Genomic DNA, 21,005 nt, shown 5'->3' with positions numbered 1-21,005 from the left:
AAAATCAACTATTTTAATGCATCGGAAAATAATGATACCAACGCCGGCGATATGAACGTTTCTATCAACGTCGCTATAAACAATGCTCCGAACAAAATCAATACGATAGCTGTATATATCAGAAATTGCTGGCGGCGTTGGGCTTTATCCATTACATTTTGCCGATTTTTCCATAGATATATCGAATATCTCGTAGATACAACAGCCATAGCCATAGAAACCGGTATCGATATGATATTCGAAGGCAGCATCGATAAGGTCACAAAAAGCAGACCTCTGTATGCAAATTCTTTCACCATAAACCCCACAGTAAATCCTATAACAAAGCCGCGCATAACGATTAACAAAAAAATAAGCGGTACACCTATAATAGCTATAAGGCCGAATACCCAGCTCAACAAGGCCATCTCTCCATTGTTAAGCAAAGATTGTTTAAATATGGCCGATGTATCCATAGGAGTCGTACCGAGTATAACGAAAAAATTATTTATTGTATCTATCAGCTCGCTTCTTTGCGTTTCATCCATGGCCCCAACGGAAAATGAACCGGCTGCCGTACCCACCATGAACGCAAACAAAACTATAATATACAATATCCAATTATCGCTTATATGCCGAATAAGAGTACTCTTTATGCCATTTTTCAAATACTGCCACCCCCAGCTTTACACCTGTTCATAGAACATATGTATGCCGGCGGGCATTTTATTATGTATCTTATCGGGTTAACAATCGATCGACGAATAATATGCCAACAATGCTTTTGCTGTCTTTTATATCACCTGCCATTACCATCTCGACTAGTTGATTGAGTTTATAATGCTCCACTTCTATAAATTCATCGTCGTCGGTATTGCTGATGCCTTTTGTTATGCCGGTAGCCATGAATAAATACATATTTTCGGTGGAAAAACCCGGCGTAGAATAAAATGCGGTCAACAGTCGAATATTATCCGCTGTATAGCCCGTCTCCTCAGCTAATTCCCTTAAGGCGCACTGCCCGGGATCTTCGCCATATTCCATCTTGCCGGCTGGAAGTTCCAGCAGGGTATCGTCTACTGCTTTCCTGTACTGGCGTACCATCGGTACGTATCCGTCATCATCTATTGCCGCCACTACCACCGCTCCGGGATGAACCACTATATCCCTCGAGCTGACCTTGCCGTTTGGCAAGCGTACTATATCCTTGCGCAACGATAAAAAAGAACCGTTGTATATATTCTCGCTGCTTATCGTTTCCTCTCTCAAATCCATATATGCAATCCTTTTCCTTTTATTATCAAACTGCTTGAGCAGTGACCATTTTTATTAATGATATCGCCGCCAAGGCTTTATGTCAAATGTTTTTTAACGCGCCGGCTGCCTTAAAAAACGCCGGATCATCATTATAACTGCGTCCCATGGTCGTTACGTGTAAGCCGTAACGATCCATTATAGCTCCGATGCAATTCCCGTCTCTAAACCTCCATCGATGTCTGTTAAAAAGATTACTGCTTTCTATTTGCGATATTACTATCCTCATTTGCTCTTTCGGCAATATTGGCATATATACTTCAGCTTGTGTGTGAGCCGTTAAAGATAAAGCGGTCAACGAATGGTGGCTTATGCCAATATGCCTCGATCTTGGATCGGCAAAACTTATACGCGGCATGAATATAGCCCTCCCTCTCAATGCATTTACATCGTCTATATAATGCCCTTGCTCCAACGTGCTGAAACCATACATCGTGCCGGTCCCTATGATTCCCGGTCCTATAGCGACTATTGCAGCATCGACACCAGCTATGCTATGGGCTGTTATAAGAGCCGTATAAAGGTTGACCGCCTCATAATCGCCGCCGAAAGCATTGCCCACTGTTATGGTATAATCGAGCAATCCTTTGTGACGCAACTCTTTAACGGTGTCGCTGAAAGCTATCGGCAAACAAGCTCTATCGGTCATTATGTAAGCCAGCGTATCAAACCCTATATATTTCAATACAGCTGCCGCCGGCGCAAGCATACTGTGCAATTCGCATATTATAACAGGCATATCATCCAACGTGCATTCCCTTGTAAATGCGCTGTGATATGCGCTGTCGTCTTCCTCCACCGATAAACACCCGAACTGCCACGGGGTATAAGGCAATCTTATTATGTGACCGCTGTCATGAATTCCCCCGACATGCATGGCATCATGCCAAAGTACAAAATGGAATCCGCCGCTGCCCAGTTTTAATCTTACAGCGGTTGTATTCAGGTATACCTTCTGTCCGATCTCGATTCGCCCGTATATATCTTTATAATTTATAGCCTTTTCTACCGAACCGTTCAAGTCCACGTGCAATATTTGAATAGTATCATCCTCTTGTGTGATATCCGCCACTATGCCGTACTCCAATGTCATCATCTCTCCCTGCCCATCCTGTCAATCGCGCTCAATACCCTTGAATGTTCTATTAAAGCGCTGAATGAATAACGCTCAGCCAATAGATGAACCATGACCAGCCCTATTAAATAGATGTATTTATAGCTTTGAGGCCAGCTTACGACTATCGCCCAGCCTATGGCGGCACCAAGCATGTTAGCCCCCGTATCGCCGAGCATACCGGCCTCACTTGCATCCAACGGAAAGTATACTATGCTACCAACTAGCAGAGACAAAATAAACAGTATACCGCCTATATGCCCCGGAGCAAATACAATAACTATGGCCGTCATCAACCAAAAGACCTTCAGGCATCGACCGGGCCGCAAATCAAACAAATTCATAAAATTTGCCGATAGCGCGATGATAAATACATTTAAGACAAAAACGTATATACCAGAATATATTGAAAGGCAGGCCAATAATGCTATGGCTATACCGAGCAGCGCCTTAAAAGCCCCTGTCGTCATATGGCCGGACATGAGTTGAGTGAGGTGCCCTTTAACACCCTTTACCTGTCGTTCGCCAAAAATATCATCTATAAGGCCGATAAAGGCCATGCCGTAGAGCAGCAAAAGAAACGCTGTTAGATGCGATTTATTTATTGTATGGACAAAGTACAGGAAAGAAATCGATAAACTCGCAGCCGGTAGTAATATAACGCCCAGAGCTGTGGGTATCCTTCGCCCATTATAATTTGAGATGAGCGGGCCGGTTCGTTTTATCATATTATATATAGCGTCTTTGGAAAATAATGTTATGGCCATGCTGCTCAATAATGATAGTATTATATATATCATGCCGGCCGCCTTTGGTTTAATAATATAGTCAAAATAGTCATCAGTATATCTATAAATTGATGGAAACGGTGTATAAAGCCCTTGACATCTCTACCGCTGTAACGGTGCGCCATTGCAACGTCTACCTCCATCACCCTGTATCCGGCTCTCAATATATCCGTGCTCATGCCCAGTTCAATACCGTAACCGTTATATCGTATATCTATACTATCCAATACTGCCTTTTTAAAAGCTCTCTGACCGGACAAAACGCTCTCCAGGTGTTGTCCTGTCAGCATCTTTATGCCCCAGCGGGCGATGGCCTTAACTATACCAAAGCCTCCATGCATTTTATGCCCTTTGGTATATACAAGCCGCGCTATGGTCACATCGGCCCGATCTTCCAGCAATGGCTCTATCAATAGCGATGCCTGCTTGGCTGTATTACCTATATCTGCATCCAGAAATAGCACTATATCGGCTTGATCGATATATGTATAGCCTTCTCTCAAGGCGGCGCCCTTACCCCTGTTATGCTTAAAGCGTATCACTTTGGCACCGGCCATAGTGGCTTTTTTAGCGGTATCGTCGACAGAGCCGTCATCGATGATTATGATCTGCGATATATGAGGTATTTCTTTTACAGCAGCTACGGTGTCAGCAATGACGTCTGCTTCGTTAAAAGCTGGGATCAAAGCTGCCAAAGACAAATCATCGGGGTTCATCGTTTGATTCAACCTCCTGCGCGCTGATTTCCAGGGAATTTGCCATTATAGCTTCGGCGGCTGATTTAACGCCATAATGCCCATCGACTCCCCTGATAACAGCTATAAGGGATAATTTGCCTATAGACGAGTCTATATTATCTATTGTAGATATACCCTCTTTTTTATAAAGCTGCATATGAGAGTTGGATACCAATTCCTGTTCAACAGCTGCCAGAGGTATATCTGTCGCCTTTATTGCCCGCGTCAATTCTGATTCCAAGCGCTGGTTTGGAGGTCCGCCTACGGCCAATATGATAAAATCAGGCACCGATTTTATGGGTATAATAGACTTAATATAACCATTATCCAATAGTTGCCTATAATTATCGACTTCTATCCCTTGCTGCAAGGCAAGCGCTATCTGCTGGGCCATGTCTTTATATAAGTCTTTATCTGCATCATATATTATCTGCCATGATGCTATTTCCGCCCCCGTTGTTTCCAAGGCGCCTTTCATATCTTGATAATCATAAGCATCGCCTATTTGAACTATCGCGATGCTCGTGCCGACGAGCTTCTCTTTGGTCAGTTCCTGATACATAATCTTATTGATGGTTTCGTATGTATTACGTTCCCTCGTCAATTGAGAAAGCTCATCCAGCAAAGATGTATTCTCTTCTCTTAATCTGGAGAACTCAGATTGGATCTGATCGGCCAACGCTGCCTGGCTGTCATCTATAATATTGCCGTTATTCATATTAAAACCCACGAATATCCCTATTCCTATCGATAAAAATATGGTCATTATCAATATGATGTAATATTTGATACTGATCATAGCACTACCATCCTAACAGGATTTGGAACCTGACTAGCAACAATTTATACAACTGTTGAAAGGCCGGCGATAAGCCAGTCACCATGATTACCGGGAAAAGCGCTGCAGCGATCAAACCGATTATATGTGACGGCCTTATATGTGAGTTATATAGTTTGTTAACGCCCTTGGCATCCACCAGTTTATAGCCTATCTTCACACGCGTAAGCAGCGTGCTGGCCATACCGTTCCTGCCTTTCTCCAGAAAATCTATAACATTGCTGTGGCTGCCCACCGCCACTATGAGGTCCGCGCCCTTTTCATAGGCAAGCATTAATGCAGCATCCTCACTGGTACCTATACATGGGAATATTTGAGCATTCAAGCCCAATTGATTCACCCTTTCTATGCCTGGTGCCACACCATTAATATAAGCATGAACGATGATTTCCCTGGCCTTTTTTAGCGCAATGTCGCTGACGCTATCCATATCCCCTATTATTATGTCGGGTATATAGCCGCACTCCAATACAGCATCGGCGCCACCGTCTACGCCTATTATTACAGGATGTATTTCATCTATATACGATTTTATAGCCTTGAGATCATCTTTATAATCCCTTCCCCTTATGACTGTCAACACATGCCTGCCCTTAATATCCGTTGTAAGCGGCGGAATATCAAGCTGTTCCAATATGATGGCTTTTTCCTTTTTGGCATGCTCCAACGTATTATCTATGAATCTGTCCAACACTAACTTCAAGCCTTTGTCGGCTTGAGCCATCCGAGCTTCGAAGATAGATTTGGACATCAGAACGCCACAGCCTATTTTCCGACCATCTTTATAAATTTCGTTACCCTCTATGGTCAATATATCCCCATCTTTTACTATATCGAATATATCATCGCTCACATCGTCTATAACTGTTATCCCTACAGTTAACAGCATAAATATCCCCTTGGTAGGGAAAATACCTGTTATAGAACTTTCAGTATTTATTACGGCTTTAGGCCGCTTATCTAAAAGCAAGCGAGCCGCTACTTCATCTATATCTCTATGGGATATGATAGCTATATCGCCCGCTTTCAATCGTTTTACAAGATTTTTGGTTTTATGATCTATTTTAGTTGTCCCTTTAATCAACGATAAATCTATACCTCCCTTCCTTTAGTAGGATTATCATAAAACCATAATTTATACCATGCATAAAAAAAAGAAGCCTTAAAAGGCTTCATGTTAATTTAATCATTTTTGAATCCAATCGTAATTTATCTGCTATCATAGCTATAAACTCACCGTTAGTGGGCTTGCCTTTGTCGACCTGTATAGTATAACCAAACATTTTATTAAGTGTCTCAGGCTTGCCTCTGCTCCATGCCACCTCTATAGCGTGCCTTATGGCTCTTTCTACGCGACTGGGCGTGGTATTGTATTTCTCAGCTATTGTCGGATACAATTGTTTGGTTATCTTGCTGAGCAATCCCATATCGCTAACCACCATAGTTATGGCTTCGCGTAAGAATTGATAGCCTTTTATATGAGCTGGTATGCCCAGTTCATGCATGAGATCGGTTATTTTATTTTCTAAGGACACATCAGTGCGCATCACCACATCGCTGTGGCTTATAGAAGAAGATGCTAAAACGGGTTTCTTAACATATGTATCATCGCTTTTTTCGGTAAAAATCTCCCTTATGCGTTTAAGAAACATGGCAATGTCAAACGGTTTTACTATATAATAATCAGCCCCCAGCGTTATTGCCTTTTGCGTGATCCTATCTTGCCCTACGGCAGATAACATTATAATCTTAGGTACGTGCTCCATATCAGACGCGTTGAGCCTTTCCAGCACCCCCAGACCATCTAAATGCGGCATGATGATATCCAGAACCATCAGATTCGGCTCGGTACGCATCGCCAGGTCTATAGCCTCCATGCCATCATAAGCAATGCCCACCACCTCCATATCCTCCTGTTTATTGAGATATTCCGCCAAGATGTCACAAAAATCCTTGTTATCATCTGCTAACAGCACTCTTATCTTATCCTCCAAAGCATCCCACTATCCTTTCAAATATATTTGAGCTATATTTTAACAATTCGACATAATTTCGAAAAATCCTGCTAAAATTATAAAAAAAATTTATAAAAAAATAGAGGGGCACTTAAGCTCCCCTATTGATTGCGGCAATATATAATCCTCAATCCCTCTAATGTAAGTAGATTATCGGTTTTCTCTATCGTCTCAGACTCCGATGCTATAAGCCTGGCTAATCCGCCTGTAGCTATGACATGAGGCTTACCGGCATCTAATTCTAATGCCATGCGCCGTACCATATAATCCACCAAGCCCACATAACCGTATATGATACCCGATTGCATGCTGTTCACGGTATTCTTGGCTATGACGGTATCCGGTTTAGCCAATTCTATACGCGGCAATCGGGCTGTCCTCTCGAATAAGGCATCGCTGGATATCTTTATACCGGGCGCAATGGCGCCGCCCAAATATTCACCTTTATCCGAAACGGCACAAAATGTTGTGGCGGTACCGAAATCTATTATTATATCCGGACCCCCATACGTCTCATATGCCGCTACGGCATTGACTATCCTGTCGGCTCCAACCTCTTTGGGGTTATCGTATTTGATATTCATTCCGGTTTTTATACCCGGCCCTACCACAAGTGGATCAAGATGAAAATATTTGCGGCACATATGTTCTACGGAATACATTATAGGAGGTACCACCGATGATATTATGATACCATCTATAGTTTCGGTGCTTAAATGCTCATAAGCAAATAACTGTATTATCGATAAGCCATATTCATCAGCCGTTTTATTTTTATCGGTAGCTATACGCCAATACGAGATCAACTTTTTGTCGTCATAAACCCCTAATACTATATTGGTATTGCCTATATCCATTACTAAAATCATCGATCGATTTCTTCCTCCGCTTCAATTTACCGTTTCCTTATCCTACGCACAGCGCTTACCACTGCGATCGTTATTATTACAGCGATTATTATCTCCGGTATGCCATTGGTCAAACCTATCGCCGCTATTGCTCCGCCCGCGGCAGTTTCGCTTATGCCCATGGCTTTAGCCACACGGGCGGCATATATGAAATACATCATGCCCAACACGCCAATGGTGTTGGTAATTGTGCCTGCTGCTGCCGCTATACCTGTCGCTACGGTATTAGCAGCCGTCAAGCGCTTATCCCCGTCGCTCTTAGGCCATAACATCAGCACTGCTCTGTAGACATAATACGATACCACGCCTATCAAGACCCTTGGCAATACGGCTATCAGCGGATTCAGAAAGGCAAATGATAATACGTTAGGACGCATTACGGCTTGCAACATGCTGAATATACCGAATATCAATCCGACGAGAGCACCGACCAACGGCCCTTCCAGAATGGCTCCTATAATCACCGGTATGTGCATAGTCGTTGCACTGGCCGGTGGTATGGGGATAAAACCCAGCGGCGTAAGCCCAAGTACTATAGATATAGCCGAGAGCACGCCTATTATAGCCAATTTGCGCGTATCAATGCGCATAAAAAACACCTCCGTTCGAGTTCCTTAAAAGGATACCAGACGTTCTTATTTTATTTTTTGACTGCGGCAGTCTAGTTCAATGAGATACTAGCTAGTTAATATATATTTTACCACATGAACATTTCATCCGCAAGGATATTTTTCGGTCGTCTTATCAACGGAAGTTCAAGTTGTTTCATTTCTCAAGCAAAAAAATGAGCACTAAAAGTGCTCATTTTTGATCGGCAGCTGCTATTTCAGCTTTTTGCTTTTCCTCCAAATGCTTTTGCCATATCTCGTCGGCCTCAGCGCCCCATTTCTCTGAGTACGGTTTGAGCTTATCGGCAAGCTCATCGACCGGCTCAGGATCATCATATTGGGTTGAGTAAGCATCCGCTTCATGCACCATTTCCCTGAGCTGTTCTGGATTATCCAGCATGGGACACGGCCGTAACATATTTTCATTGAACGGTTGTCGTTTCCTGTAGGCCTGCATTAACGGCGATTTCAGCGCTTCGAATAACGTCGTATCTTTGATATTGCAAGTGGCATAATGTATGAACGCGCATGGCTCCACATCGCCGTGAGCATTTATATGCAAGTATCTTCTCCCACCGGCAATACAACCCATAGCAGCCTCACCGTCATTCCAAAAATCCAATACAAATATAGGCTTGGTAGCTCTAATCTCATTTATGCGCTTATACATAGTAGCTCTTTCTTCCGGCGTGGCCATCAAGCCCAAATCAGCATCTCTGCCCACCGGTACGTACGTAAAGTACCAACCGAATACGCAGCCTTTTTCCACCATTAAGTCGATAAATTCATCGGATGAAACCTCATCTATATTACCGCGCTTATAAGTTGTAGAGAAACCGAATATACAGCCGGCATCCCTCAATTTTTCCATAGCTGATATAACCTTCTTATAGACGCCTTTACCTCTACGTTCGTCGGTGGTTTGCTCAAAACCCTCTATGCTTATAGCAAAAGCAAGGTTGCCCACACGCTTTACTTCTTCAATAAATGGCTCATCTATAAGCGTGGCATTGGTGAATGCCAGAAATACCGAGTCCGGATGTGCCTCAGCCAACCTTATAAGGTCCTTTTTGCGCACCGTAGGTTCGCCGCCAGAAAATATGGTAAAGTATATACCGAGGTCCTCAGCTTCGCCTATCACTCGGTCCAAGGTCTCATAATCCAAATTAGCACTCTTTTTATATTCTCCGGCCCAACACCCCACACAGCGGAGATTGCATGCAGCCGTCGGGTCTATCAATATAGCCCATGGAACATTTATATCGTATTTTTCGGATAATTCCAATTGTTTCGGCGTGCCCAGTAAGCTGGCATTAAGAAAGAAATTAACGCCTATTTTTTCCGCCACATGGGGGTCAGTTCGTGTCAGCAGGGTTACGGCAAATTTATGCCAGTTATTATTCGGATCAAGAACATTTTTCTTTAAGATTTCTATAGTTTCCTTATCTTGTTTGCGTATAGCTATTTTCTGAGCCCAATTAAGTATTTTAGGAAGATTCTTTTCGGGATCCTTCCCTAAATATCTTAGCCCTTGCTTCAGAACTGCCTCTCCTAATATCTTAGTCGCTGCACTCATAATTTATATCCACCCTTTCTATAAAGAAATTATATAGCTTTAACGATTTATTGATAATGCCTAAGGACCTCTACCACAGGATCTTATATTATTTACCATAAATCTCCCCTTCTTTTTGACATATTTAACTGGCCGTATTTACAGCAAAATCCCATAACATATTCTGCTGTTCAGTAGATATATCCGATATATTATGCTGAAGCTTATTTACATACTGCATAATATTTTGGATCATGGCTTTATTTTTCCCTGTCTTTATAGCCTGGCCTATTAACAGACCTATAAGTATTGACAATTTTAGTTCTGCTTTAATTTTCATTCTGGCAATTTCTTTTAAGCTGTCATTTATCTCCTCTTTTTTTAACTCGTCTCCTAAATCTACCATTAAAAGCGCTATAGTATAGGCACACAATACCAGAGAATCATCTAAATGCGATATTTCTTCAATGATATCCTCTAAAACGCGATTTTTATCCTCATGTTTTGCCTTCCTGATCTTTGCCAGCAAACTTTCCTCTACTAATTTCCATTTATCATCACTGGTCACCGCATCTTTACATTCCATTTCAACAGGTATAAAACCAACGGTTGAGCGTCCAGGCATATTATCATTTCTTACTATATATGTAATATCCAATATGCCCGACTCGTTTAACTGCTTCATGACATCGTAAGCCGTCCACTTGCTCACACCCAATTGATCTGCCACTTCGGAATAATGCACTGGACGCTTAAACTTGCCATAAAGCTGATTTATAGTATTCAAAAAGTCCTGTTGCCGTCCAGTCAGCTTCATTCAAATCATCTCCCAAAAAACCAAAAAATATCTTGCTATTATGATAATAGAAATATATTCATTTGTCAATAGCTTATTTTGCTAATTCTGAAAAATAATCTCCTATAAATTTATAGCTTCATGTTGCCGAAAAATAATTATGAGGTGATTTTTGTTGGACATACATTATATATTTTTATCCAAGGTGCGCGAGATAAACGAGAGATTACCCGAAGTAGCAAAGAATATGCAGCAAATAAGCTTTAGCAGGGTGTTTAACGCTAAAGTACAACAAGAACAGCAGGTAACGCCGCGTTCTGCTATAAGCATGCCGGTTAAATATTATGCACCTGACGTTGCATGGAAAACCATCGACGATCAGTCTTACAGCGAATCCATAGATGCCGTTTCGCAGTTTCAATATTTGCCAACTGAAATAAACGACGCCATATTGCAAACATCTCAGAAATATGATATAAATCCGGCCTTGATCGCAGCGGTTATAAAGGCCGAATCGAATTTTAATCCCAAGGCCGTGTCATCAGCCGGAGCTTTAGGTTTGATGCAATTGATGCCCTCTACGGCCAAAGCTTTGGGGGTGGCAAATCCGTTCGATATATGGGAAAATATCGACGGTGGTACGCGTTATCTAAAAAATATGTTGGAGCGTTTTGATAGTGTATCATTAGCTCTAGCGGCATATAATGCGGGACCGGGCAGCGTAGAAAAATATGGAGGTATACCTCCATATTCTGAAACACAAAATTATGTTAAAAATGTGTCGCGCTATATCGACGATTATAATGGGGAGCAAACCTCATTCATGATATAATGGCTTAAAGCATAGGCTACGCCATCCTGATCGTTTGAAGGCGCTATATATTTGGCGAGTTCTTTTACAGCGTCTATAGCATTACCCATAGCTATGGGTAAGCCGACGCACTCGAGCATGGACAAGTCGTTTTCGCTATCCCCTATGGCCGCTGTTTCTTCCATGGCCACATTATAATGTTGTGCCAGCATTTGCAGTGCCTTACCTTTGCTCACCCCTTCGGCCATAACCTCAAAATTGTTGGGCATGGATGCGCTTATGGCCAACGATGGTATACTCATAGCCTCACTTCGAGCCTTTGCCAATTTATCCAACTCATCATCGATCATTACAAGTTTCACTATATCGTAGCCGCTATGCAGGACAAAATCCACGCCGTCATCTATATGCCGTATGGCTATTCGTTCTTCAGGCGGCAGTTTATCATTCAGCTTGGCATATCCCCAAGAGGAGTAGGCTAACTGCTCAGTATAGAGCACATCATTAGAGTAAAGATGATAATATATATCATACTTTTTAGCTGTTTCTATGCACTTGGCTGCCGCTGTAACCTCCATAGGTTTAGTGTATATGATATTATCGCCCGTAGCATCGCTTACCACAGCGCCATTGGACGAAATAACATAAGTCTGCAATCCCAATATACCGGCATAGTGCTTAACAGCCGCAAAAATCCTACCTGTGGCGATCACTACCCTGATACCTTGGTCTAATGCATATCTTATAACACGTAAATTAGTTTCGGTTATATCGTCATTCGAATCCAGTAACGTCCCATCCATATCTATGGCGACCATTTTATATTTCAAAATATTAGTAGACACAAATTTACTCTCCATCTCACATTTATTCTTTTGCATTTTATTTTAGCATATGCGCCTTACCATATCAACTACAGATACATAGCTCCCAATTCTGCTAACTTGGAGCGCTCACCTTTGGTCAACGTCATATGGCCGGAAATCTCTTGATCCTTTAGCTTGTCTATGAGGTATGTGAGGCCGTTGCTGCTCGCATCTAAGTAGGGATTATCTATCTGTTGGGGGTCACCGGTAAATACAATCTTGGAGCCCTCTCCCACCCTTGTTATAATGGTCTTTACCATATGCGGTGTGAGATTTTGCGCCTCATCGCATATGATGAATTGATTGGGCAGCGTGCGCCCCCTTATATAAGTCAAAGCTTCTATCTCCAGCATACCGCGCTGTTGGAATTCCTGCACCAAATCCCTGCTGCTTATATCAGACCGACAAAGATACTCTAAATTATCGAATATCGGCTGCATCCACGGGCGCAGCTTCTCATCTTTATCGCCCGGCAAATAGCCTATATCTCTGCCCAACGGTACCACTGGTCTGGTTACAAGCAATCGCTTATACCGTTTCTCCTCCACGACCTCATGAAGCCCGGCAGCCAAAGCCAAAAGCGTCTTGCCGGTACCGGCCTGTCCGATCAACGTTACAAGGGATATATCAGGGTCCAGCAACAATTCTATGGCAAAACGCTGCTCTTTATTTTTAGGCCTTATGCCCCATATTTCAAAATCTTTGTAAAAAAGCGGAACCAAGCACTTTTCTCTGGCTGAATAACGCGCCATCATAGAATGAGATGGGTTAGCATAATCCGTTAAAATTACAAACTCATTAGGCAGCAATTCTATATTATCTATTGACAGCCGCGAATACTGGTAAAAGTCATCTATATATTTGGCCTCTACTCGCAGCGTTTTTACACTGCTTAAAAGGTTGGAAACATCGACCTTATCGTTTTTATAATCTTCAGCCTCTAATCCCATGGCATCAGCTTTTATCCTAAGATTTATATCTTTGGTTACCAGCTTTACCGAACCGGAATGTTCAGTATTTAAGCCATATGCTACCGCCAATATCCTATTATCGTATTTTTCATTGTTTAATCCTATCGGAAGATTGTTCGGCGATTGGTGATTAAGCTCTACTTTTACAGTGCCGCCGCTGTCGATATGCACGCCGTCGGATAATGACCCTTTAGACCTCAATGCGTCCATTATGCGCGATACGCGACGGGCATTATCGCCTAGATCATCCTGGTGTTTTTTTTGATTATCTATTTCCTCCACTACGGCTATAGGTATGACGACGCAATTATCTTGAAATGCGAATATGGCTTCGGGATCGTGTAAAAGGACATTGGTGTCCAGTACGTAAATTTTATCCAAAAAGCATCCTCCTTCGCTGTATCTATCTACTTGTTATGATAACAAATTATTATGCTCAACGAGTTAAATCTATGTTAATTTTTATAGGCATAACTTAACATAAATTTTACACAGTATTAACCGCGAATACCTTTAATTGAAATACAATTTGTATTATAATTAATATACGTCTCGGCTATCGATGGAACGCAAGCGCTTTAACGGTGATAAAAAAGGAATTTTACGATGAAAGATGGTTCGGCTATGGATATACACGATGAATTCGAGCATATAGTAAAGCAAAAGAACATAAGGACAGTGTTTCAACCCATAGTATCGCTTGTGGATGCCCAAATAATAGGCTATGAGGCTTTAAGCAGAGGCCCATCCGGCTCTCCTTTGGAAAGCCCAAGGGAGCTCTTCGGTATTGCCCAGCAATTGGACATGGTGTGGGAGCTTGAGTTGTTATGCCGTACGTTGGCGCTGGAAAGAGCGGCGGGTATCTTATCGGAGAGCATATTGTTCCTCAACGTGGATCCAAACGTTATAAAAGATGAAGCTTTTAAAAAGGGCTTTACTCGGGAGATACTAAAAGGATATGGGCTTTCGCCGCAAAATCTCATATTTGAGATAACCGAAAAGACCGCTATAGAGGATTTCAAAAACTTTCGGTCTATTTTAGATCATTATAGAAGCCAAGGCTACAAGATCGCCATCGATGATACAGGTGCTGGTTACTCCGGTCTGACGTTGTTAGCCGAGACACATCCGCAATATATAAAGATCGATATGGATCTGGTCAGGAATATAGACAAGGATTCGTTAAAGCAAGCTCTGATGAAAACATTTCATCAATTTTCTATGGAAACCGGTATAAAGATAATAGCCGAAGGCATTGAGACGCTGGACGAACTCAATTGCCTAATAGATATAGGCGTGGAGTTCGGACAGGGATACCTGCTTCAAAGGCCGTCAGAGGGTTTCTTACGTCTATCGCCTAATATAAAAGAGGCTGTATTAGGACGTAATAAGCAAAAACGCAGGTTTTATTCCAATACGCCCAGATTTATATCTATAGGAGAAATTATGCGTCAGGCTCCGCCTATACAAGCCACGACCACCGGCGCGGAGGTAAACGACATATTTAAGCACAACCCTAATTTGCAGGGTCTGGCCGTAACGAATGGTGGTAAACCGGTCGGATTATTAATGAGAGAACATTTTTTTGCTCAGGTAGCCAATCCGTATGGTACCGCTATATTCATGAAACGGCCGGTAACACTGTTAATGGATCCGCATCCTCTGATGGTAGATTATGATACACCTTTGGATCAGGTATCGCGTTTGTCTACCAATCGGCACGAAGATCATCTGTACGACTATATAATAGTGACCAAAAATGAACGGTATTGCGGTATAGTAACGGTCAAAGACCTACTGGAACGCACTACGCAAATAGAATTAAACATGGCTAAACACTGCAATCCTTTGACCGGTTTGCCGGGCAACATGATCATAGAAGAAAATCTGAAGATAATAATAGAGGATAACGTGCCGTTTGCCGTATTGTACATAGATATAGACAACTTTAAGGAATATAATGATGTTTATGGCTTTGAGAACGGCGATAAAGCCCTTTTGATGACAGCCGATGTCATAAATACAGCGTTAAATGATAAGAAGATATCTAATTCTTTTGTTGGGCATATAGGCGGCGACGATTTCATTGCAATAATATATGATACAGAATACGCTGAAGCGATTTGCCAGCGCATCATAGAACTTTTTGATTCCAACATTAAAGACCTTTATACCGAGGACGATAAGCGAAAAGGGTATATAGTGGCCAAGAATCGCTATGGCATAGAAGAGCAGTTCCCATTAATGAGCGTATCCATAGCGGTCGTGACCAATAAGGATAGATGCTATACCAGCGTGGAAAGCTTCAGCGAGATTGCCAGCAGCATAAAGAAATTATGCAAGGAATATCCGAAGAGTTGCTATATAATAGATGGGAACTTATGACAGGTTATCATCGTTTAAGCACATCTCCAAAAGATATCTCAACCTATCGTAATCCCCTTTAAGATATATATAACCGATCAGGGCTTCGAATCCCGTGGCATATCTGTACTGTATAGGGCTGGTATGGCGCGGCACATTGCTCGATTTTGTGTTGCGGCCGCGCCTCACTATGTCGGCTTCTTCTTCGTTCAGCATGCCTTCCAACCGCTTAAGCATTTCTGCCTGAGCCTTGGCGTTAACCAGCGCCACTGTTTTTTTATTGAGCTCATGCGCTGATATATTATATCGCGTCGCCATACGCGTGCGAACAAAAAGCTCGTATACGGCGTCGCCTATATATGCCAGTGTTGACGGCGACATATCATGCCGGCAACGCTCCAACTTACTCGTTATATTCTCTTCCATCTCACGCCCTGCGGTGTATCCTCCAGCACTATACCCATTGCCTTTAATTCATCCCTTATTCTATCTGCGGTAGCCCAATCACGTTGTACCCTGGCTTGCTGACGCTGTTGTATCATCTGTTCTATCTCTTTATCCAATTGTGAACAGGCGCTATCTTTGTAAAGCAATCCCATGACGCCAGATAATTCCATGAGCATATCCAATGCTGCCGAAGCAAATTCTGCGGAAGCGCTATCGGTTATAACAATATTTATATCTTTTGCCAAATCGAATATAACGCTCATTGCACTGGCCGTGTTCATATCATCGTCCATGGCCTCTATAAATTTTTGCCTGTATTTGGATATATCGTTTATAAATAGCCGTTCCTGTTCCGATACAACGCTTATATAACTACTATTTTTTATATCTTCCAGACGGAATTTAACATTATACAGCCTGTCCAAGGCATTTTTGGCTTGTTCCAGCAACTGATGGCTGAAATTTATCGGACTGCGGTAGTGGGACAACAGCATGAATATGCGCACTGCTTCAAGGTCGTATTCCTTGGATATATCCCGCACTGTAAAGAAATTACCCAGCGACTTGGACATTTTCTGACCATCGACGTTTATATAACCGTTATGCAGCCAAAATCGCGCCAATGGTTTGCCTGTCAAGGCCTCGCTCTGAGCTATTTCATTCTCATGATGCGGAAAGATCAGGTCCTGACCGCCGCCGTGTATATCTATGGTATCTCCTAAATATTTCATAGACATAACAGAACATTCTATATGCCATCCGGGGCGCCCCATGCCCCACGGGCTATCCCATGCAGGTTCTCCGGGCTTTTGAGCTTTCCATAGCACAAAGTCCATAGGATTGTGTTTATTTTCGTTAACCTCCACGCGAGCTCCGGTTTCTATCTCGTTAAAATCTTGGTGAGACAGTTTACCATATTGAGGAAATTTCGAGATGTCAAAATATACATCTCCATCTACAACATATGCTACACCCTTATCGATCAATTTTTTTATAAACTCGATCATATCGGTTATATGTTCTGTAGCCCGCGGATGAACATCCGCCGGTCGTATATTTAGGCCTTTTGCATCCTTAAAGTATTCCTCTATAAACCTGTCGCCGAGTTCTCTTACAGTAATACCTTCCTGATTGGCGCGTTTAATCATTTTATCATCGATATCGGTAAAGTTCTGAACGTACTTTACTTTATAACCGCGATACTCAAAATAGCGCCTCAATGTATCGAATACTACCAGCGGCCTGGCGTTGCCTATATGAAAATAATCATATACGGTGGGACCGCACACATACATCGTTACTGTATTATCGTTTAACGGTTCAAATATCTCCTGTTTCCTTGTCAGCGTATTGTATAGACTTACCATCTTGTTTTACCTCTAACTCCGCTATCCTTTCCTCAAGTATTTTTAATTTATTCAGCAAATAGTTTATATCATTCAGCACAGGGTCAGGCAAATGTATCTGATCCATGTCGAATTGGCTTGCAGTGGCATCAACGCGCATATTATTCCTTCTTACTATGCGTCCCGGCACTCCCACAACCGTACAGTTGGATGGAACATCTTTTAACACTACGGCGCCAGCGCCGATCTTGCAGTTATCTCCTATCTTTATAGGCCCTAATACCTTAGCTCCGGCACTTATCATCACATTATTGCCTATTGTGGGATGCCTCTTACCCTTGTCTTTTCCGGTACCCCCTAATGTGGCTCCCTGATATATAAGCACATCATTGCCTATCTCAGCGGTTTCCCCTATAACCACGCCCATTCCGTGATCTATAAACAGTCTCTCGCCTATTTTAGCCCCCGGGTGGATCTCTATCCCTGTAAAAAAGCGACTGGTCTGCGAAATAAGCCTCGCAATCAAAAACCAACCGTGTCTATAGAAGAAGTGCGCTATGCGATGCATGAGCACTGCCCAAAAGCTGGGATAGCATAGCACCACTTCCAGAACATTTCTAGCCGCTGGATCGCGGTCCAATATTCCCCTTATATCGCTACTCAAGCGTTTAAACATATATACTCTCCTCCATATACCAAAAAACCTCCATCTCTTTCAGAGACGAAGGCTCGCGGTTCCACTCTGTTTGAATACAAGGCACTATATGCCGTATTCCACTCATGTAGCATTAACGCTGCCAAGCGGTTTGCCCTACTGCAACTTCGGGCAACAGCTCCCGAGCGCACAAGATATATGCTCATACCGATGCCGCTCTCAGCCGGTGACGGCATCTCTCTGTGGCCGCTTTTATATCCATCTGCTCGTTCAAAGCCTTTACAAATTCCAAGCAAATCGCTATAATTTCACTTGCTTTTATTATATTATATGCATAACGCAGTGTCAATACTCAATAAAAATGCGCTATGGCATATCGGCGGCTGAAAAGTAGTCCTTTATGCCCATGTATATAGCATAGGCTATATCCTGCTGATACTCATCCTGCTGTAGCAGTTTCTCTTCTTCGGGATTGGATAAGAAACCGCATTCCACTATGACCGCAGGCATTTTGACATTGCGTATCACGTAATAACTGTTTGAAGCTTTGGCTTGACGTGTGTTACCTCTATCCAATTTTTCCAATAACCGTGACTGTATATTGTTGGCCAGTTTCTCACCCTGCTGCGACCCTTCCATATAGAACGTCTGAGCGCCATAATATTGTGACTGCGAGAATTTATTTAGATGTATGCTTACAAATATGTCAGCATCGGAATTATTGGCTATATCTACCCTTTTAGCCATATCCTCGCTTTTGGTCGAAGCTACGGCTTTATCATCCCTGCGCGTAAGGATCGTCTTAAAGCCTTCGCGTTGCAGCAATTCTTGGAGTTTTTTGGCTATGATGAGGTTTATATCGCGCTCGCTGACTCCGTTTGTGCTGCTGGCCCCCATATCATTGCCTCCATGACCGGCATCGATCACTATAACACCTTTAGCATTATCCTTGAATGTCTCCATAATGCTCGTATATGAAAGATTCCATACCATTATGCTTACAAGAACAGCTGCAGTTACCACCGCAATCCTTATCCTTTTTGTTGCGGACAAATCTATTATAATCAACGGCGCGATTTCCTTTCCTCTGACCAATCTCAATATAATGTTATTCAGCCTTCTTGTCCATAATGCATGGTGCTTATAAAAATAAAAATCCCCCGCAGTATTGCGGGGGGCTGTCGTTATTTCAAATTAAACCAGGCTTTTAGACCTAAATATTGGGCTGTATCTCCGAGCGCCTCTTCTATGCGAAGCAACTGGTTGTATTTGGCCACCCTGTCCACGCGGGACGGTGCACCGGTCTTTATCTGCCCGGCATTTACGCCTACTACTATATCGGCTATGGTCGTATCCTCGGTTTCTCCGGAACGATGCGATACCACAGCGGTATAACCGGCGCGGTTGGCCATTTGAATGGCATCCAACGTTTCGGTCAGAGACCCTATCTGATTTACCTTTATCAATATGGAATTGGCTACTCCTAAGTCGATGCCTTTGGCCAATCTTTCGGTATTTGTTACGAATAAATCGTCGCCTACCAATTGTATCTTCTTGCCCAGGCGCTGCGTCAGCAGTTTCCAACCTTCCCAATCCTCTTCGGCTACGCCGTCTTCCAACGATATTATCGGATATTTATCGACCAGATGCTCATAGAAATCCACCATTTCCTCTGCTGTGCGGACGATACCCTCACCTGGGAAATGATATTTGCCGTCTTTTTCATCGTACAATTCGGTGGCTGCCGTATCTATGGCTATGCGTATATCATCGCCTGCTCTATAGCCCGCCTTTTCCACAGCCTCCAGTATGACATCTATGGCCTCCTCATTGGTCTTAAGATTGGGCGCAAAGCCTCCCTCATCTCCCACGGCGGTGCTATAGCCTTTATCGCTCAATACCTTCTTCAGTGTGTGGAATACCTCGGCGCACATGCGCAAAGCTTCCTTAAACGATGGCGCGCCAACCGGCATTACCATGAATTCCTGTATATCCACCGTGTTATCAGCATGTTTACCGCCGTTTAATATGTTCATCATAGGCACAGGGAGTACTTTGGCGTTAACGCCGCCTATGTACTGGTATAAAGGCAGACCCACGCTGGCTGCGGCAGCCTTTGCTACCGCCAATGATACACCCAATATAGCGTTAGCGCCCAGCTTCGATTTATTCGGAGTACCGTCCAGTTCGATCATAAGCTTATCGATGGCTACCTGATCGACGGCGTCCATGCCGATGAGCTCGGGTGCTATAACATTATTGACGTTGTCAACGGCCTGCAATACGCCTTTGCCCATATAGCGGTTTTTATCGCCATCCCTTAATTCAATAGCTTCAAAAGCACCTGTCGATGCTCCCGACGGTACAGCGGCGCGGCCTATGAATCCACCTTCTGTCAGTACTTCTACCTCAACGGTGGGATTGCCTCTTGAATCCAGTATTTCCCTAGCCAATATGTCTATTATCTCGCTCATATTATATTGCTCCTTTCTCTTTTTATATTATCAAACTTTGTCCGCTCATCTCAGCGGGTTGTTGTACATTCATTATCTCCAATAGAGTAGGTATTACATCGGCTAGCCGTCCTTGTTCTCGAAGTTTAACCGTTTTGCGCTTATCGTCCACTAATATGAAAGGCACCGGGTTGGATGTATGAGCTGTAAACGGCTCGCCTGTGGCATAATCCACCATTTGCTCGGCATTGCCGTGATCGGCCGTTATTATTACCCTGCCTCCACGGCCGCGCACGGTTTCGACAACGCGGCCCACGCATTTATCTACCGCTTCTATAGCGGCTACGGCCGCTTCCATAATACCCGTATGCCCCACCATATCCGGATTGGCATAATTTATGATAATGGTATCGTATTTATCCGATTCTATACGGCGTATC

Annotated in this window: 22 protein-coding genes; 2 read left to right on the top strand and 20 right to left on the bottom strand. The window is 43.0% G+C overall.

The window, feature by feature from the left end; all coding sequences use genetic code 11:
- Nucleotides 1-8 precede the first annotated feature (8 nt).
- The 12 genes from spoIIM to JG770_RS04990 all read right to left on the bottom strand — a co-directional run bounded on the left by spoIIM (nucleotide 9) and on the right by JG770_RS04990 (nucleotide 10,673).
- The gene (gene spoIIM / locus JG770_RS05045) at nucleotides 9-647 is read right to left on the bottom strand and encodes a stage II sporulation protein M (RefSeq protein WP_291956028.1); all 639 of its coding nucleotides are present in this window, start codon (nucleotides 645-647) and stop codon (nucleotides 9-11) included.
- 70 nt (nucleotides 648-717) lie between these two features.
- Nucleotides 718-1,254 carry an NUDIX hydrolase gene (locus tag JG770_RS05040; protein WP_291956026.1) on the bottom strand — a complete coding sequence of 179 codons (537 nt, stop codon included), beginning with the start codon at nucleotides 1,252-1,254 and terminating at the stop codon, nucleotides 718-720.
- Between the two features lie 82 nt (nucleotides 1,255-1,336).
- Nucleotides 1,337-2,389 carry a DUF3866 family protein gene (locus JG770_RS05035; protein ID WP_291956024.1) on the bottom strand — a complete coding sequence of 351 codons (1,053 nt, stop codon included), beginning with the start codon at nucleotides 2,387-2,389 and terminating at the stop codon, nucleotides 1,337-1,339.
- Nucleotides 2,386-3,207, bottom strand: a complete 822-nt coding sequence (locus JG770_RS05030) for a hypothetical protein (RefSeq protein WP_291956022.1) — start codon at nucleotides 3,205-3,207, stop codon at nucleotides 2,386-2,388. The genes JG770_RS05035 and JG770_RS05030 overlap by 4 nt, the downstream gene beginning before the upstream one ends.
- Entirely contained in the window at nucleotides 3,204-3,911 is a 708-nt protein-coding gene (locus JG770_RS05025; protein WP_291956020.1) for a glycosyltransferase family 2 protein, read from the bottom strand. The genes JG770_RS05030 and JG770_RS05025 overlap by 4 nt, the downstream gene beginning before the upstream one ends.
- Complete coding sequence (locus tag JG770_RS05020; protein WP_291956018.1) at nucleotides 3,898-4,731, bottom strand: copper transporter; 834 nt, start codon at nucleotides 4,729-4,731, stop codon at nucleotides 3,898-3,900. Before JG770_RS05020 ends, JG770_RS05025 begins: the two co-directional genes overlap by 14 nt.
- 4 nt (nucleotides 4,732-4,735) lie before the next feature.
- Nucleotides 4,736-5,854, bottom strand: coding sequence for a putative cytokinetic ring protein SteA (gene steA, locus JG770_RS05015; RefSeq protein ID WP_291956016.1), 1,119 nt, complete (start codon nucleotides 5,852-5,854; stop codon nucleotides 4,736-4,738).
- A gap of 88 nt (nucleotides 5,855-5,942) precedes the next feature.
- Entirely contained in the window at nucleotides 5,943-6,764 is an 822-nt protein-coding gene (spo0A, locus tag JG770_RS05010) for a sporulation transcription factor Spo0A (protein WP_291956014.1), read from the bottom strand.
- A gap of 122 nt (nucleotides 6,765-6,886) precedes the next feature.
- Nucleotides 6,887-7,654 (bottom strand): type III pantothenate kinase, encoded by a 768-nt coding sequence (locus tag JG770_RS05005; RefSeq protein WP_291956013.1) that lies wholly within the window; start codon nucleotides 7,652-7,654, stop codon nucleotides 6,887-6,889.
- Between the two features lie 26 nt (nucleotides 7,655-7,680).
- Nucleotides 7,681-8,283 carry an ECF transporter S component gene (locus JG770_RS05000; RefSeq protein ID WP_291956011.1) on the bottom strand — a complete coding sequence of 201 codons (603 nt, stop codon included), beginning with the start codon at nucleotides 8,281-8,283 and terminating at the stop codon, nucleotides 7,681-7,683.
- Nucleotides 8,284-8,494: 211 nt separating this feature from the next.
- On the bottom strand, nucleotides 8,495-9,877 hold the full coding sequence (locus JG770_RS04995; RefSeq protein WP_291956010.1) for a radical SAM protein: 1,383 nt from the start codon (nucleotides 9,875-9,877) through the stop codon (nucleotides 8,495-8,497).
- Between the two features lie 124 nt (nucleotides 9,878-10,001).
- Nucleotides 10,002-10,673: an Lrp/AsnC family transcriptional regulator gene (locus JG770_RS04990; protein ID WP_291956008.1), complete on the bottom strand. Its 672-nt coding sequence runs from the start codon at nucleotides 10,671-10,673 to the stop codon at nucleotides 10,002-10,004.
- Between the two features lie 154 nt (nucleotides 10,674-10,827).
- Between JG770_RS04990 and JG770_RS04985 the strand changes: the two genes are divergently transcribed.
- Nucleotides 10,828-11,484 carry a lytic transglycosylase domain-containing protein gene (locus tag JG770_RS04985; RefSeq protein WP_363320925.1) on the top strand — a complete coding sequence of 219 codons (657 nt, stop codon included), beginning with the start codon at nucleotides 10,828-10,830 and terminating at the stop codon, nucleotides 11,482-11,484.
- Here the strand turns inward: JG770_RS04985 and JG770_RS04980 are convergent.
- On the bottom strand, nucleotides 11,451-12,308 hold the full coding sequence (locus tag JG770_RS04980; RefSeq protein WP_291956005.1) for a Cof-type HAD-IIB family hydrolase: 858 nt from the start codon (nucleotides 12,306-12,308) through the stop codon (nucleotides 11,451-11,453). The two genes, JG770_RS04985 and JG770_RS04980, sit on opposite strands and share 34 nt — an antisense overlap.
- A gap of 68 nt (nucleotides 12,309-12,376) precedes the next feature.
- Entirely contained in the window at nucleotides 12,377-13,681 is a 1,305-nt protein-coding gene (locus JG770_RS04975) for a PhoH family protein (RefSeq protein ID WP_291956002.1), read from the bottom strand.
- Nucleotides 13,682-13,906: 225 nt separating this feature from the next.
- Here JG770_RS04975 and JG770_RS04970 point away from each other — a divergent pair, with 225 nt between their 5' ends.
- A complete protein-coding gene (locus JG770_RS04970; protein ID WP_291956000.1) occupies nucleotides 13,907-15,685 on the top strand; it encodes a GGDEF domain-containing protein in 1,779 nt (592 codons plus the stop codon).
- Here the strand turns inward: JG770_RS04970 and JG770_RS04965 are convergent.
- The 6 genes from JG770_RS04965 to JG770_RS04940 all read right to left on the bottom strand — a co-directional run.
- Complete coding sequence (locus JG770_RS04965; protein WP_291955997.1) at nucleotides 15,680-16,090, bottom strand: ribonuclease III domain-containing protein; 411 nt, start codon at nucleotides 16,088-16,090, stop codon at nucleotides 15,680-15,682. The two genes, JG770_RS04970 and JG770_RS04965, sit on opposite strands and share 6 nt — an antisense overlap.
- Entirely contained in the window at nucleotides 16,075-17,478 is a 1,404-nt protein-coding gene (gene cysS / locus JG770_RS04960; protein ID WP_291955995.1) for a cysteine--tRNA ligase, read from the bottom strand. Before cysS ends, JG770_RS04965 begins: the two co-directional genes overlap by 16 nt.
- Nucleotides 17,432-18,133, bottom strand: a complete 702-nt coding sequence (gene epsC / locus JG770_RS04955; protein WP_291955993.1) for a serine O-acetyltransferase EpsC — start codon at nucleotides 18,131-18,133, stop codon at nucleotides 17,432-17,434. Before epsC ends, cysS begins: the two co-directional genes overlap by 47 nt.
- 345 nt (nucleotides 18,134-18,478) lie before the next feature.
- Complete coding sequence (cwlD, locus tag JG770_RS04950; RefSeq protein WP_291955990.1) at nucleotides 18,479-19,213, bottom strand: N-acetylmuramoyl-L-alanine amidase CwlD; 735 nt, start codon at nucleotides 19,211-19,213, stop codon at nucleotides 18,479-18,481.
- Nucleotides 19,214-19,296: 83 nt separating this feature from the next.
- Nucleotides 19,297-20,586, bottom strand: coding sequence for a phosphopyruvate hydratase (gene eno, locus JG770_RS04945; RefSeq protein ID WP_291955988.1), 1,290 nt, complete (start codon nucleotides 20,584-20,586; stop codon nucleotides 19,297-19,299).
- A gap of 22 nt (nucleotides 20,587-20,608) precedes the next feature.
- Nucleotides 20,609-21,005: alkaline phosphatase family protein (locus JG770_RS04940; RefSeq protein WP_291955986.1), on the bottom strand; the 397-nt coding region annotated here is incomplete at its 5' end.

Source organism: Mahella sp. (assembly GCF_020054945.1).
In the GTDB taxonomy this organism is placed as follows: Bacteria; Bacillota; Clostridia; order Mahellales; family Mahellaceae; genus Mahella.
This window is presented reverse-complemented; position numbering and strand designations above follow the sequence as displayed.